Source organism: Aestuarium zhoushanense, assembly GCF_056431045.1.
Window position 1 is genome coordinate 630,963 of the sequence record NZ_JBWKMA010000022.1, and the last position, 12,840, is coordinate 643,802.

At 58.0% G+C, this 12,840-nt stretch carries 17 protein-coding genes; 13 read left to right on the forward strand and 4 right to left on the reverse strand.

Going from position 1 to position 12,840, the window contains the following annotated elements; all coding sequences use genetic code 11:
* The first annotated feature begins 49 nt into the window (after window positions 1-49).
* On the forward strand, window positions 50-397 hold the full coding sequence (locus AC07ED_RS10550; protein WP_105235747.1) for an ArsR/SmtB family transcription factor: 348 nt from the start codon (window positions 50-52) through the stop codon (window positions 395-397).
* Here AC07ED_RS10550 and AC07ED_RS10555 read toward each other — a convergent pair.
* Window positions 366-1,244 carry a DMT family transporter gene (locus AC07ED_RS10555; RefSeq protein ID WP_478242216.1) on the reverse strand — a complete coding sequence of 293 codons (879 nt, stop codon included), beginning with the start codon at window positions 1,242-1,244 and terminating at the stop codon, window positions 366-368. The genes AC07ED_RS10550 and AC07ED_RS10555 overlap by 32 nt on opposite strands.
* Window positions 1,241-2,119, reverse strand: a complete 879-nt coding sequence (locus AC07ED_RS10560) for a LysR family transcriptional regulator (protein WP_105235749.1) — start codon at window positions 2,117-2,119, stop codon at window positions 1,241-1,243. Before AC07ED_RS10560 ends, AC07ED_RS10555 begins: the two co-directional genes overlap by 4 nt.
* A gap of 255 nt (window positions 2,120-2,374) precedes the next feature.
* Here AC07ED_RS10560 and ffh point away from each other — a divergent pair, with 255 nt between their 5' ends.
* From ffh to trmD, 9 genes are all read left to right on the forward strand, one after another.
* Entirely contained in the window at window positions 2,375-3,895 is a 1,521-nt protein-coding gene (gene ffh, locus AC07ED_RS10565; protein ID WP_105235750.1) for a signal recognition particle protein, read from the forward strand.
* Between the two features lie 3 nt (window positions 3,896-3,898).
* The gene (locus AC07ED_RS10570; RefSeq protein ID WP_105235751.1) at window positions 3,899-4,414 is read left to right on the forward strand and encodes a GNAT family N-acetyltransferase; all 516 of its coding nucleotides are present in this window, start codon (window positions 3,899-3,901) and stop codon (window positions 4,412-4,414) included.
* Entirely contained in the window at window positions 4,411-4,977 is a 567-nt protein-coding gene (locus tag AC07ED_RS10575) for a GNAT family N-acetyltransferase (protein WP_105235752.1), read from the forward strand. The genes AC07ED_RS10570 and AC07ED_RS10575 overlap by 4 nt, the downstream gene beginning before the upstream one ends.
* 9 nt (window positions 4,978-4,986) lie before the next feature.
* Window positions 4,987-5,283, forward strand: a complete 297-nt coding sequence (locus AC07ED_RS10580) for a chorismate mutase (protein ID WP_067550043.1) — start codon at window positions 4,987-4,989, stop codon at window positions 5,281-5,283.
* A 39-nt stretch (window positions 5,284-5,322) separates the two neighbouring features.
* The gene (rpsP, locus tag AC07ED_RS10585) at window positions 5,323-5,697 is read left to right on the forward strand and encodes a 30S ribosomal protein S16 (RefSeq protein ID WP_067550045.1); all 375 of its coding nucleotides are present in this window, start codon (window positions 5,323-5,325) and stop codon (window positions 5,695-5,697) included.
* A gap of 113 nt (window positions 5,698-5,810) precedes the next feature.
* Window positions 5,811-6,440, forward strand: coding sequence for a 5,6-dimethylbenzimidazole synthase (gene bluB, locus AC07ED_RS10590; protein WP_105235753.1), 630 nt, complete (start codon window positions 5,811-5,813; stop codon window positions 6,438-6,440).
* Window positions 6,441-6,450: 10 nt separating this feature from the next.
* A complete protein-coding gene (gene rimM, locus AC07ED_RS10595) occupies window positions 6,451-6,966 on the forward strand; it encodes a ribosome maturation factor RimM (protein WP_105235754.1) in 516 nt (171 codons plus the stop codon).
* A complete protein-coding gene (locus tag AC07ED_RS10600) occupies window positions 6,959-7,774 on the forward strand; it encodes a hypothetical protein (RefSeq protein ID WP_105235755.1) in 816 nt (271 codons plus the stop codon). The genes rimM and AC07ED_RS10600 overlap by 8 nt, the downstream gene beginning before the upstream one ends.
* Before the next feature lie 9 nt (window positions 7,775-7,783).
* The gene (gene trmD / locus AC07ED_RS10605; RefSeq protein ID WP_105235756.1) at window positions 7,784-8,581 is read left to right on the forward strand and encodes a tRNA (guanosine(37)-N1)-methyltransferase TrmD; all 798 of its coding nucleotides are present in this window, start codon (window positions 7,784-7,786) and stop codon (window positions 8,579-8,581) included.
* On the opposite strand, the gene AC07ED_RS10610 is transcribed toward trmD, so the two are convergent.
* Window positions 8,578-9,246 carry a hypothetical protein gene (locus AC07ED_RS10610; protein WP_105235757.1) on the reverse strand — a complete coding sequence of 223 codons (669 nt, stop codon included), beginning with the start codon at window positions 9,244-9,246 and terminating at the stop codon, window positions 8,578-8,580. The two genes, trmD and AC07ED_RS10610, sit on opposite strands and share 4 nt — an antisense overlap.
* A 346-nt stretch (window positions 9,247-9,592) precedes the next feature.
* Between AC07ED_RS10610 and rplS the strand changes: the two genes are divergently transcribed.
* On the forward strand, window positions 9,593-9,979 hold the full coding sequence (gene rplS, locus AC07ED_RS10615) for a 50S ribosomal protein L19 (RefSeq protein ID WP_067550057.1): 387 nt from the start codon (window positions 9,593-9,595) through the stop codon (window positions 9,977-9,979).
* Window positions 9,980-9,990: 11 nt separating this feature from the next.
* Window positions 9,991-10,212, forward strand: a complete 222-nt coding sequence (gene rpmE, locus AC07ED_RS10620; protein ID WP_067550059.1) for a 50S ribosomal protein L31 — start codon at window positions 9,991-9,993, stop codon at window positions 10,210-10,212.
* A 117-nt stretch (window positions 10,213-10,329) separates the two neighbouring features.
* On the opposite strand, the gene AC07ED_RS10625 is transcribed toward rpmE, so the two are convergent.
* Window positions 10,330-11,664: a DEAD/DEAH box helicase gene (locus AC07ED_RS10625; protein ID WP_105235758.1), complete on the reverse strand. Its 1,335-nt coding sequence runs from the start codon at window positions 11,662-11,664 to the stop codon at window positions 10,330-10,332.
* A 337-nt stretch (window positions 11,665-12,001) separates the two neighbouring features.
* Here AC07ED_RS10625 and AC07ED_RS10630 point away from each other — a divergent pair, with 337 nt between their 5' ends.
* Window positions 12,002-12,811 carry a division plane positioning ATPase MipZ gene (locus tag AC07ED_RS10630; RefSeq protein WP_105235759.1) on the forward strand — a complete coding sequence of 270 codons (810 nt, stop codon included), beginning with the start codon at window positions 12,002-12,004 and terminating at the stop codon, window positions 12,809-12,811.
* Window positions 12,812-12,840: the final 29 nt, after the last annotated feature.

The following is a 12,840-nucleotide window of genomic DNA, read 5'->3' on the forward strand; positions in this document are numbered from 1 at the left end:
TTCAACCAATCGGTTGACCTTTGGGATTAAGGCGGCTTAATCGGCGGATATGGCAGCTACACTTGATACCGTCTTTATGGCCTTGGCCGACCCCACCCGCCGCGCGATCCTGTCGATGCTGCTGGAGGATGATATGGCAGTAACCGATGTGGCCGAACCATTCGCCGTGTCGCTTGCCGCGATTTCAAAGCATCTTACCGTTCTGGCTGACGCTGGACTGATCTCTCAGGAGAAACGCGGACGGGTGAAATGGTGCAAGCTAGAGCCCGACGCCCTGCGTGAAGCGAGCGTTTGGATGCAGGGCTTTGGCCAGATGGACGGCGTTGATCTCGATGCGTTCGAACAATTCCTCGCCTCTGAGGGCGTCATTCTCGCAGAAGAAGAAGCAGAGCGATAAGCGTCATTGCCACGCCGACTAGCACGATCCCTGGCGGGACGTAGGCATGCCGGATGTATTCCCACGCGATCACCCATGTCGGCACAAGGTATGTGTAGGCCATGACCTTGGACGATGGCAGGCGTTGGGTCGCGAAAAGCAGCAGCAGCGATGAGACAGAGGTCGCAAAGACCGCGATATATAGGATCGTGATCCAAACGAGGTTCGGAAGGTTTGTCCAATCCGTCACCAACAGATCACGCCAACCATACCCCGTGATCCAAATCGCCGCCGCGACCAATGTGCCGAAAGTGTAAGGAATAACATGCGTGCCGCGATTGAGCCTCCGCGCGAGCGGCGTGTAGATCGCGTGCGCAGCGCAGCCCCAGAAATAGAGCGCCTCACCGCTGCCGACCTCGAACGCGAGGAAGGCACTGAGGTCCCCACGGAAGATCACCCAGACCGCACCCGCACCGCCAATGGCGAGGGCCAGCGCGATGCGAGGGGACATGACTTGTCGCAGCAGAAAATACCCAAAGCCACCCGCCATGACAGGCGTCAGCGTGAACACTACTGATAGGTTTACAGGCGACGTGGATTTGAGCGCCATGAACATCAGGACAAAGTAGCAGGCATAAAGCCCGCCCAAAATCGCGTAACGCCACGGGGCTTTGAACGTCTGGCGACTTCCCTTCCCTGTCAGTCTCATCACGATACCGAGGATCGCGACGGCTACCCAGAACCGAACGGTGTTCAGCGCGACAGGCGAAATGTCATTGGCAACGGAGGCGCCGAGCGAAAAGCTCCCCGCCACTGAGGCAGAGAACACCAACATCGCCAAATGTCCCGCTAGATGGGGGCGGATCAATCGACCCACGACTTTGCCTCTTCCTTGAGGAACTTGAGGAAGGTCTGCACCTTTGGCGTCCGATGCAGATCAACGTGCGTGACGAGCCAGAGGCTGGTTGACCATTCTTCGCGCGGCGGCATGACTTGCTGGACACCTGGCATCAAGCCAAATTCGTAGGACGGAAGGAACCCGATCCCTGCCCCCGCCGCGATGGCGTCCCGCATCGAGCGGTTGTCCATCGTGCGATAAACGATCTGCGACGACGGCACGTTCGCAAGAAGCCAACGGTGGAACGGCGCACGGCTGTCAGAGTCGTCATGGCTAACGAACTCGTGCTTTGCGAGGTCCGCGTCGTTCTCTGGCATTCCCATGCGGTCGATGTAGCTTTGGGCGGCGACCATCGCGACGGTCTGTTTGATAAAGGGCTGGACCACGTTGTCAGGCTGATCAGGTGCCGCGCCCGCACGGATCGCGACATGCGCCTCACCGTATTCGAGGCGGAACAGACGGTCGCCTGTGAGGTAGCGGATCTTTACCTCTGGATTCTGCTTCTGGAATTTCACCATCACAGGCGTGAGCATCGTCGAGAACGACGCGAGCGACGTCACCGTCAGATCGCCCGTCACACCATCCCCGTGCCCCTTTAATCGTGCACCTAGCTGATTAAACTGATCGTCCGCTGCCTTTGCGACCTTTAACAGGTCTTGCCCTGCCTCAGTGGGTGTGTAGCCCCGTGCGTGTCTCTGGAACAATTTCACGCCCAGACGCCCTTCGAGAGCGTCGATGTGACGGATCACTGTCGCGTGGTGAACGCCCAACACTTCGGCCGCGCCGCTGACTGTGCCCAAACGCGCCACCTGATAGGCCGTGCGCACCTCATCCCAATGATCCATCGTGGAAATCCTTTAATCGACCACGTCAATCTAGCCACTGAACCAAAAGGCGCAAGGGCAAGGCGTGCTTGACTCACTGGTTCCACGCGCGTAAACGCAGGCCAAATTCCCCGGAAGCCGAGTCTTCCGGTCCCTTCCCTATTCGGGGGGGATCGCCGTCCATCAGCGCGTTGCGCCCATGGGCGCGATTGTGGTTTGAGCGGTCGATGCCTATGTAGCGACCAAATGATTAACGGGTCGCTGGAGGGCCATGGCATGTTTGAAAATCTATCCGAACGCCTTGGCGGAGTGTTTGACCGTCTGACGAAACAGGGTGCCCTGTCCGCAGACGATGTTAAAACCGCGCTTCGTGAAGTGCGTGTCGCACTCCTCGAGGCTGACGTTTCCCTGCCCGTCGTTCGCAGCTTTGTTAAAGCGGTCGAGGCCAAGGCAACGGGCTCTGCAGTAACGAAGTCGATCACCCCCGGTCAGCAGGTCGTTAAGATCGTCCATGACGAACTGATCGCAGTTCTGTCGGGTGGCGCAGAAGCCGACCGCCTGAAAATCGACAATCCACCTGCCCCGATCCTGATGGTCGGTCTGCAGGGTTCGGGTAAAACCACGACGACCGCGAAACTCGCAAAGCGTTTGAAAGAACGCGAAGGCAAGCGCATCCTGATGGCCTCGCTCGACGTGAACCGTCCTGCGGCTATGGAACAGCTTCAAATCCTCGGTCAGCAGATCGGTGTAGACACACTCCCGATCGTCAAAGGCGAAGATCCCGTCACGATCGCAAAGCGCGCCAAAACTCAGGCGAGCCTCGGTGGCTATGACATTTACATGCTCGACACCGCAGGCCGACTGCACATCGACGAAGAGCTGATCCAACAGGCTGCTGACGTCCGTGATGCCGTGAACCCGCGCGAAACACTCTTGGTCGTGGACGGCCTGACGGGTCAGGACGCGGTGAACGTTGCAACCGAGTTTGACGCGAAGATCGGCGTCACTGGCGTTGTCCTCACCCGTATGGACGGTGACGGTCGCGGCGGTGCTGCGCTGTCGATGCGCGCCATCACGGGTAAACCCATCCGCTTTGTCGGTCTGGGCGAAAAGATGGACGCCATTGAGACCTTCGAGGCGGAACGCGTTGCTGGCCGTATCCTCGGCATGGGTGACATCGTTGCACTGGTCGAAAAGGCCCAAGCAACACTCGAGGTCGAACAAGCCGAACGTATGATGAAGCGCTTCCAGAAGGGCCGCTTCAACATGAACGACCTGAAGATGCAGCTGGACCAGATGCTCAAGATGGGCGGTATGGAAAGCCTGATGGGTATGATGCCCGGCATGGCGAAACACGCTGGCAAGATCAAAGAAGCTGGTTTTGACGACATCATGCTGCGTCGCCAGATCGCGCTGATCAACTCTATGACCAAACTCGAACGCGCTAACCCCGATGTGATGCAAGCCAGCCGTAAAAAGCGGGTTGCTGCGGGTGCTGGCCTCGAGGTGTCGGAACTGAACAAGCTGCTCAAGCAGCAGAAGCAGATGGCCGACGTCATGAAGAAGATGGGCAAAATGGGCAAAGGCGGCGCTCTCAAAGCAGCCGTTAAGCAGATGTTTGGCAAAGGCGGTATGCCTGACATGCCGAACATGGACGACCCCAAAGCAATGGAACAAGCGGCCAAGGCACTGGGCAGCCAGTTGCCGGGTGGCAAACTTCCGGGTCTGGGCGGGCTTGGTGGCCTCGGCGGTTTGCCGGGTGGCCTATCGGGTCTGGGCATGGGGAAAAAGAAGTAAGCCATGCAAACGCTCGAAACCCAACGTCTTATCCTGCGCGAGCCGAAGGCTTCGGACATGGAGGCCGCATGCGCCTTTTTCATGTCTGACCGCGCAGTAGGCGTGGGTGGACCGCATGATCTGGGCAAGTCATGGCGTGCTTTCGCGGCTGAGATTGGCCATTGGCAAATCCGCGGCTACGGCATGTGGATCGTAACCCGTAAGGGCGACGACACACCGCTGGGCATGATCGGCCCGTGGTTCCCTGCCGATTGGCCAGAGACCGAAATTGGCTGGACCGTTTGGGACCCGTCGATCGAAGGCACAGGCATCGCGACCGAGGCCGCTCGCGCAGCGATCGATCACGCGTGGAACGTTCTGAAGTGGGACACCATCGTCAGCTACGTCGGCATCGGCAACACCCGCTCTGCGAACCTCGCGGAAAAGCTGGGCGCTGTGCTGGATGAAACCGCACCACAGCCGAAACCCGATCAACCGTGCTGGGTCTATCGCCACCCAAAACCGGAGGCCGTTCAATGACACGTGCATGGGAAAACGCTCCTGAAGGCCAAGCAGCCGTTGCAACCGACCGTATTCGCGGCGCCCTGCCCCGTATCATCCTTGATCGTGTGACTCTGCGCGCACCGCGCATCACCGACTTTGAGGACTACGCGAAAATCGTCTGCACCGAGCGCGGCAAATTTGTTGACGGCCCAATGGACCGCGACCAAGCGTGGCTCGATTTCAACCAGCTGATCGCGGGTTGGGTTCTGCGTGGCGCTGGCCTCTGGACCGTTGAGCGTAACAGCGATTTCGTGACCTTGGGCTTTGTCATGCTCGACCATGAATTCGGCGATCCCGAGCCCGAAGTCGGTTTCCTCTTCCTCGAAGAATATGAGGGCCAAGGTTACGCCTATGAAGCTGCCCGCTCTGCCCGCAACAACGCGTTTAACGCGCTGAGCTGGCCGACATTGGTAAGCTACATCCACCCCCACAACACCCGTGCGATCCGTCTGGCTGAAAAGCTGGGCGCGGTGCGTGACGAGGCCGCTGATTTTGGCGGCTGCATCACCTACCGCTATTCGCCCGATATTCCAGCGTAAGAGGACAAAATGACCGACGCCGTTCAAAAAGCAGCAGCGATCCTCAAAGGCCACCGCGAGTCCATCGACCGTTTGGACGCGATCCTCGTCTTTACGCTGGCCGAACGCTTTAAGCACACCCAAGCCGTTGGGAAGCTGAAAGCGGAAAACGAACTTCCTCCGTCTGATCCCGTGCGCGAAGAGGCACAGATCAAACGGTTGACCGACCTTGCGGAACAGGCCGATCTGGATCCTGAGTTCGCCAAGAAATTCCTGAATTTCGTCATTCAGGAAGTGATTCAACACCACAAACAACACCAATCCTGACGGCCCGCCCGTCACCACGCCATTCAAGGAGATCAACCCATGGCTATGAAAATCCGTCTCGCTCGCGGTGGTTCGAAAAAACGTCCTCACTACGCAATCGTTGCTGCTGACTCGCGCATGCCGCGTGACGGTCGCTTCAAAGAGAAACTGGGCACCTACAACCCGCTTCTCGCAAAAGACAGCGAAGACCGCGTAAAACTGAACGTAGAGCGCGTTCAGTTCTGGCTCGCTCAGGGCGCACAGCCGACCGACCGTGTTGCACGCTTCCTCGAAGCTGCTGGCCTCGTTGCGAAAAAAGTCCGCAACAACCCGAACAAAGCTGTTCCGGGTAAAGCTGCTCAAGAGCGCGCTGCTGCTAAGGCTGCAAAAGCTGCCGAAGCTGCTGCACCGGCAGAAGAAGCTGCTGAAGAATAATAAACGTTCTGCTCGGCCTTTCGGGGCCGAGCAGTCCCCCTTGTCTTTGGGGCTATTTTGTCTGACCTTGCCAGCACAACGACGGGCAATGCCGCGCAAAGGAGCCATCGCGCATGACTGGGTTCTCACCCGACTTTCAAAGTGACCTCTGGTCGCTGATCCGCATGCGCCGCGATGTCCGTCGGTTCAAACCTGACGCCATTGATCCCGAGATCGTTGACCGTTGTCTGCGTAGCTTTTCGCTCGCCCCGTCTGTTGGTTTATCCGAACCGTGGCGGATCGTGATGGTGAACAGCGCAGAGGGTCGCGCCGCCGCACGAGAGAACTTCCTCGAGGCGAATGCCGATGCGCTGGCGGGTTACAGTGGTGACGATGCCAAGATTTATTCGGGACTAAAGTTGTCTGGCATGGATTTGTCCCCCGTTCAGATGTCCGTTTGGTGCGACGCAGGCACGACCAAGGGCAAGGGCCTCGGCGCGGGAACGATGCCCGAAATGAAGGCCTACTCCTGCGTTTCCGCCGTCATGCAGTTTTGGCTCATGCTCAAGGCGCATGGGGTCGGCATGGGATGGGTGTCCATCCTCGATCCTGACCGTTTGGCACGTGACCTTGATGTTCCGGACGGCTGGAAATTGATCGGCTATTTCTGTATCGGCTATCCCGAAGAAGAACATGAAACTCCAGAACTCGAGCGCGCCGGTTGGGAACAACGGCAAGCTCTCCCTGATATGCTGGTAAGGTAAGAGGATCGACATGCCCGAAGATCGCGTTGTCGTAGGTTCTATCGCAGGTGCCTTTGGCGTCCGTGGTGAAGTGCGCCTGAAGTCGTATTGCTCTGACCCCGAAGCCATCGCCGACTACACGCCTCTTTATACAAAGGACGGTCGTAGCTTCCCTGTTGTTGTCCTGACGGGCATCACCAACAACGGCCTCACCGCACATATGGACGGGATCGTCACCAAAGAGGACGCAGATGCGCTCAAGGGCACTGAACTCTTCGCATCGCGCGATGTCATGCCCGACCTTCCTGATGACGAATACTATTACAACGACCTGATCGGCCTTTCGGTCTTTGATACGGGCGGCAATGACCTTGGCACCGTGAAAACGGTCGTGAACCACGGCGCAACTGACCTCTTGGAAGTGACCAAGATGGGCTACCGCGACACCGTTCTGTTGCCGTTCACCAAAGCCGCCGTGCCCACCGTCGACATCGCCGCAGGCCGCATCGTCGCTGACCCACCCGAAGGGCTCTTCCCCGATGCCTAAACGTCGGATTTTGCTGCACCCAGGCTTTCACAAGACTGGCACCAGCTCTATCCAGCATTTCTTTTGGACCAACCGCGAAAAGCTGGCACCGCATGTGCATTTGTTCATGCTCCGCCACCTCAAGCCCGTCACCCAACTGACCCACAGTTATTCGCGCAGCGGCAATCCTCTGACCTTGATCGATCTGGCTGATCGCCTTGATGAGGTCTTTGCCAACACGCCCGACGATGCCCGCGATATACTGATTTCCTGCGAGGCGCTCTGCGGGCACCTCCCCGGTTGGCCCAAGGTGAAAACCTATCAGGCCGCGACCGTTATCCTGACCTATGTCTCAGGCTACCTGCGTGATCGTTTTTGCGCTGAGGTCGAGATCGTCGTGACCACGCGCGATGCCGAACCGTGGCTCTATTCCGCCTACCGTCACCACCTCAAAGGCCAACGCCTGACGCTCGACCCCGATGCCTTTGCCGCGAAATATGCCAAGGCCGCCGACTTTGCCCCGATCATTTCGGCCATCGCGACCCAATGTGGCCTGACCCAAACGCTACCGTTGGAAACCTCAGCGCTCCATCCGTTCGGCCCCGGTGGTGCGCTCCTCGACCTGTTCGGCATCCCGACCGACGGCTTTACCCCCGTGGGCAAAGGCAACGAAGGGCCGTCGGATACCCTGTGGCGCGAGTTCCTGACGCTCAACCGCTCTGACCTCACCGACGCCGCGCTGATCGACGCCAAAGACGCGCTCGCCAAACAGTCGAACTTGGGCGGATGGCGCACGGGGGACGTTCCCAAACCCAGCCAATTGCCCTAAGACAGCCGCATGACTGATACACCCGATACCCCCCGCAGCATTGGCCGCAAGGTGATGCGTCCGACCCTGAAACCGACCGACCTGCTGACCGAACAGCCGGAGTGGGTGGGGACGTGGACCGCGCAGATCATCACGCTGATGCCTGATGCTTTTCCGGGGGTGCTCGGCGATAGCCTGACGGGCAAGGCGCTGCGGGAAAACCTCTGGGCACTGCGGACGATCAACCTGCGTGACTACGGGATCGGCAAACACAAGAACGTCGACGACACCCCTGCGGGCGGTGGCGCGGGCATGGTGATCCGCGCCGATGTCCTCGACCCCGCGATCCAAGAAGCGGGCCGCAATGCCCGTGGCCGTATGCCTCTTGTCTACCTCTCCCCGCGTGGGAAACGGTTCGATCAGGCGATGGCGCGGGAGTGGGCGTCTTACGACGGGATCACCATGATCTGTGGCCGTTTTGAGGGCATCGACCAGCGCGTGATCGACGCCTACAACATCCAAGAAGTCTCGCTCGGCGATTTCGTCCTAACGGGCGGTGAACTCGCCGCCCAAGCCATGCTCGACGCCACGGTGCGCCTGCTGCCTGGTGTGCTGGGGAACGCCGAAAGCGTGGTGGACGAAAGCCACTCAAACGGCCTCTTGGAACACCCCCAATACACCCGCCCCGCCGAATGGCGCGGCCGCGAAATCCCCGAAGTCCTCATGTCCGGCCACCACGCGAATATCGAAGCATGGCGCAAGGAACAGGCCGAGGAGCTTACGAAGGAACGTCGGCCAGATATGTGGGAGAGGTATGGGAAAATTTAATATTGCCACCCATACATCCCACTATCCACAAGCATCTGATAGGCTTTTTTGAGCGCCAGACCAGTCTCTTGATCTACGAAGAGAGATGAGCGATTTCCACATGGTTCACCCAAAATATATCGTTGCATAGTCGTCCAGCTTTCTGATCGCACTGCCCATTCCCACGCTGGTATTTCCTGCTCCAACATCAATGGAATTGCCAATGCTTTAGGTATCTGCTGATACGCAGGAAGCGTTCCAGCCCATTCACACTTAACAAGAAGGGTAGTTGTGCCTTCAAGGTACATCTGAGTTTCCAGTTCACGAATTGTTATCGTGAATTTTGGATGGTTCGGCAGTTTCTCAACTGAATCAATTATCTTCTGAACGTTGCCGCTCCCTGTGTATGGACAGGTGATAAAACCGTTTACAAACCAAACAGTGTGATCCAGCCCTTCGTAGCCGCAACGACGATTGGGAAAAGTCTCTGGCACTCTTGGCGAGTGATTTCTCACCAACGGATGCCAACTTGGATAATCTGAAACCACGGGACCCAACTCTCGCTCAATCCGATGCAATTCAGCAGCCGCCGCTTCTTTTTGTTCTTTCGTAAATTCTATTGGAATTAGGTACTTTTTCGCCCGATCGCGCCCCGCTTCCACCTGCTCGTTCATTCTAAAAGCCATCACATCGCTCCATTATTACGCAACACTTCAACATATAAAGCACGTTTTTTACTTTTAAATCATAAAATTAAAAAAACGTGCTGAAAACTACAGTGCAATGCCCCTTGCCCAACACCCCCCAATCCCCTATACGCGCCCTGTCTAGGGGTCCTTGCGATTCCGTAGGCCCGTGTTGCTATTGCTTTGGCGCGTTTTCTTCGGCAGCCACCACGGCTCGCAGCATCGGTGAATAAGTAAAGTCGACCTGAACTCTGGCGGGCGCTACGGCGGACCCGAAAGAAGACCAAGAGCTCTGAGGACGCATTAACTTTGTGGGACCACCACAAGCATCATAGGAGAAGGTCAGATGGATCTGATCGCACAGCTCGAGGCGGAACAAATCGCCTCCCTCGGGAAAACCATTCCCGACTTCAAAGCCGGCGACACCGTTCGCGTAGGCTACAAAGTGACCGAAGGCACCCGCACCCGTGTTCAGATGTACGAAGGCATCTGCATCAGCCGTAAAAACGGCAAGGGCATCGCTGGCTCGTTCACCGTTCGCAAAATTTCCTTCGGCGAAGGCGTAGAGCGCGTATTCCCGCTCTTCTCGACCAACATCGACTCGATCGAAGTTGTACGTCGCGGTAAAGTCCGTCGCTCGAAACTGTACTACCTGCGCGCACGTCGTGGTAAATCCGCACGTATCGCAGAAGTCACCAACTACAAACCGCTCAACAGCGGCGCTGACGCGTAAGGAGACGGATTATGAAAAAAGACATCCATCCCGACTACCACTTCATCGAAGTGAAAATGACCGACGGCACCGTTATCACCATGCGCTCCACTTGGGGCAAAGAGGGCGACACGATGGCACTCGACATCGACCCGACCGTGCACCCTGCATGGACTGGCGGTACTTCGCGTCTGCTCGACCAAGGTGGTCGCGTATCGAAGTTCAAAAACAAATACGCAGGTCTGGGCTTCTAATCCCAAACCCACGGTTTACGGAAACGCCGCGCATTTTGCGCGGCGTTTTTGTTTGGGCGATCGGGTGGCCAGTTAGTGAAACGAAAAACGCGGACCCGAGGGCCCGCGTTTGTCATTTTATCCTGCGGCGCGATTGCCTTGGGGCTTACGGCGACGCTGGCCGCCCCCTGCTGGTTTAGCAAACGACGGACGATCGCCAGCGGGCTTACCGAAGGAACGATCCCCTTTGGGTTTGCCAGCACCACCGCTGCCTTTGTTGCCAAAGCGACGCGGACCACCACGGCCATTGCCAGCAGGTTTGCGTTTCGGCTCGTTGCCGAGGACTTCCCACGGACGGCCAGATGCCACTGGGATCGTCGTTTTGAGCGTCTTTTCAATGTCGCGCAGATCCGACATTTCGTCAGGTGCACAGAACGCAACGGCGCAACCGTCCGCACCTGCGCGCGCGGTACGGCCAATACGGTGGACGTATTGATCAGGCACGTTCGGCAGCTCGTAGTTATACACGTGGCGCACGCCCGGAATGTCGATGCCACGGGCCGCAACGTCAGTTGCCACGAGAACGCGCACCTTGCCCTCTTTGAAGTCTTTGATCGCGCGGTCACGCTGACCTTGGGATTTGTTCCCATGGATCGCAGCAACGGCAAAGCCCTTGTTTTCGAGAACGCGCGACAGTTTCTCCATCCCGTGCTTGGTACGGCCAAACACTAGCGCCAGTTCGTCGCGGTGTCCGTCGAGCAGTTCAACCAACAGGTCCGTCTTTGCGGCCTTCGCAACAAAGTGGATGCATTGTTCGATTTTCTCGGCCGCCTGACCCGGAGCGTTCACCTGAACGCGGATCGGGTTGGACAAGTAGCTTTCGGCCAATTCAGCCATCTGCTTCGGCATGGTCGCCGAGAACAGCATGGTCTGACGCTCTTTGGGGATCAGCGTTGCGATTTTGCGCAGCGCGTGAATGAAACCGAGGTCGAGCATCTGGTCAGCCTCGTCCAACACGAGGAACTGCGTCTCATCAAGGCGCACAGCACCACGGTCGATCAGGTCGAGCAAACGACCGGGGGTCGCAACGAGGATCGAGGTACCTTTCTCGAGACGGCGGCTTTGGCCCGTGATCCCTGCGCCACCGACGACCAGAACGGTCTTGAGGTGCGAGCCAGAAGAAAACGCAGACAAGCTATCCGCAATCTGTTTCGCAAGCTCACGGGTCGGCGCGAGGATCAGCGCACGCGTGGTTTTCGGCGAAGGCTTTTCACCGTTTTTCATCAGCGCATCGAGCATCGGCAGACCGAAAGCAGCGGTTTTACCCGTGCCCGTTTGGGCAAGGCCCATAACGTCGCGACCGTTCATCGCGTGCGGGATCGCCTGCGCTTGGATCGGGGTCGGGTCAGTGATGCCAAGTTCGGCAAGTTTAGTCACAAGGCGGGGGGCGAGCCCCAGCATATCGAAGTCCATAAAAATCCTGTTCCGCGCAGCCCAACGGGCAACGCATTGGTCCGGCCCAGCGCCGGAGACTGCAAGAGTTGCGCGGATCGCTCGCCGTTCGACCGGATGTCGAACTGCCGGATCTACGCGGCCCCTTGCGTGAAAGTGGGAACCTGTAGGTTGATGACGTCTTGCGCACATCTCAGCGCACGTCTCACGCGGACGGGACGGTCATCAGTGGCGGCGTATGGACCCTTAGCCGTTATACGTCAAGGATTAAGTAATTGCGGCATCACAGGCGGCACATCTTTTCCTTGGCGGTTTCGCGCCATATAGTACGGCCAAGTAACAGCACTGGGGATCGGGCGTGGCGCATATTATCGTCGTCGGTAACGAAAAAGGTGGCGCGGGCAAATCGACCGTGTCGATGCATGTGGCAACGGCTTTGGCGCGGATGGGACACCGGATTGGTGTGCTCGACCTCGATATGCGGCAGAAATCGCTGGCGCGGTATCTGGATAACCGTAAGGCATATTCAGACGCCGAAGGTCTGAACCTCGCCATTCCTGTGTACCGCGACCTCCCTGAGGTGGATCAGGCCGACCTGCAGCCCGGTGAAAACGCATTCGACCATCGCCTGTCCGCCGCCGTGGCAGCGCTGGAACCCGAAAGCGATTTTATCCTGATCGACTGCCCCGGTTCGCACACCCGCCTGAGCCAAGTGGCACATTCGCTCGCCGATACGCTGATCACACCGCTGAACGACAGCTTTGTTGATTTCGACCTTCTCGCCCATATCGACAGCGATGGTGAGAACATCACTGGCCCCTCCGTCTATTCCGAAATGGTGTGGAGTGCGCGTCAGTTGCGTGCCCAAGCAGGCCTCCAGCCGATTGACTGGGTCGTGGTACGGAACCGTTTGGGTGCACAGGCGATGGTCAACAAACAAAAGATGGAATCCGCGCTGAACAAACTGTCACGTCGGATTGGGTTCCGTGTGGCGCCAGGTTTCAACGAACGCGTTATCTTCCGCGAATTGTTCCCGCGTGGCCTGACGCTCCTCGACCTCAAGGATGTTGGCGTCACGCAGTTGAACATCTCGAACCTCGCGGCCCGTCAGGAATTGCGCGACCTGATCAAGGCGCTGAACCTGCCGGGTGTCACTGCGGACTTCTGATCACCACCTGATCACATGACCACGTCTCT

What these genes read in the sequence shown, in the direction of transcription:
- AC07ED_RS10580 (WP_067550043.1), top strand. Translation starts at nt 4,987, where the DNA reads ATGACCGACGCCGTTCAAAAAGCAGCAGCGATCCTCAAAGGCCACCGC.
- AC07ED_RS10610 (WP_105235757.1), bottom strand. Translation starts at nt 9,246, where the DNA reads ATGGCTTTTAGAATGAACGAGCAGGTGGAAGCGGGGCGCGATCGGGCG.
- AC07ED_RS10600 (WP_105235755.1), top strand. Translation starts at nt 6,959, where the DNA reads ATGCCTAAACGTCGGATTTTGCTGCACCCAGGCTTTCACAAGACTGGC.
- trmD (WP_105235756.1), top strand. Translation starts at nt 7,784, where the DNA reads ATGACTGATACACCCGATACCCCCCGCAGCATTGGCCGCAAGGTGATG.
- AC07ED_RS10560 (WP_105235749.1), bottom strand. Translation starts at nt 2,119, where the DNA reads ATGGATCATTGGGATGAGGTGCGCACGGCCTATCAGGTGGCGCGTTTG.
- rpsP (WP_067550045.1), top strand. Translation starts at nt 5,323, where the DNA reads ATGGCTATGAAAATCCGTCTCGCTCGCGGTGGTTCGAAAAAACGTCCT.
- AC07ED_RS10570 (WP_105235751.1), top strand. Translation starts at nt 3,899, where the DNA reads ATGCAAACGCTCGAAACCCAACGTCTTATCCTGCGCGAGCCGAAGGCT.
- bluB (WP_105235753.1), top strand. Translation starts at nt 5,811, where the DNA reads ATGACTGGGTTCTCACCCGACTTTCAAAGTGACCTCTGGTCGCTGATC.
- rimM (WP_105235754.1), top strand. Translation starts at nt 6,451, where the DNA reads ATGCCCGAAGATCGCGTTGTCGTAGGTTCTATCGCAGGTGCCTTTGGC.
- rplS (WP_067550057.1), top strand. Translation starts at nt 9,593, where the DNA reads ATGGATCTGATCGCACAGCTCGAGGCGGAACAAATCGCCTCCCTCGGG.
- ffh (WP_105235750.1), top strand. Translation starts at nt 2,375, where the DNA reads ATGTTTGAAAATCTATCCGAACGCCTTGGCGGAGTGTTTGACCGTCTG.
- AC07ED_RS10575 (WP_105235752.1), top strand. Translation starts at nt 4,411, where the DNA reads ATGACACGTGCATGGGAAAACGCTCCTGAAGGCCAAGCAGCCGTTGCA.
- AC07ED_RS10625 (WP_105235758.1), bottom strand. Translation starts at nt 11,664, where the DNA reads ATGGACTTCGATATGCTGGGGCTCGCCCCCCGCCTTGTGACTAAACTT.
- AC07ED_RS10550 (WP_105235747.1), top strand. Translation starts at nt 50, where the DNA reads ATGGCAGCTACACTTGATACCGTCTTTATGGCCTTGGCCGACCCCACC.
- rpmE (WP_067550059.1), top strand. Translation starts at nt 9,991, where the DNA reads ATGAAAAAAGACATCCATCCCGACTACCACTTCATCGAAGTGAAAATG.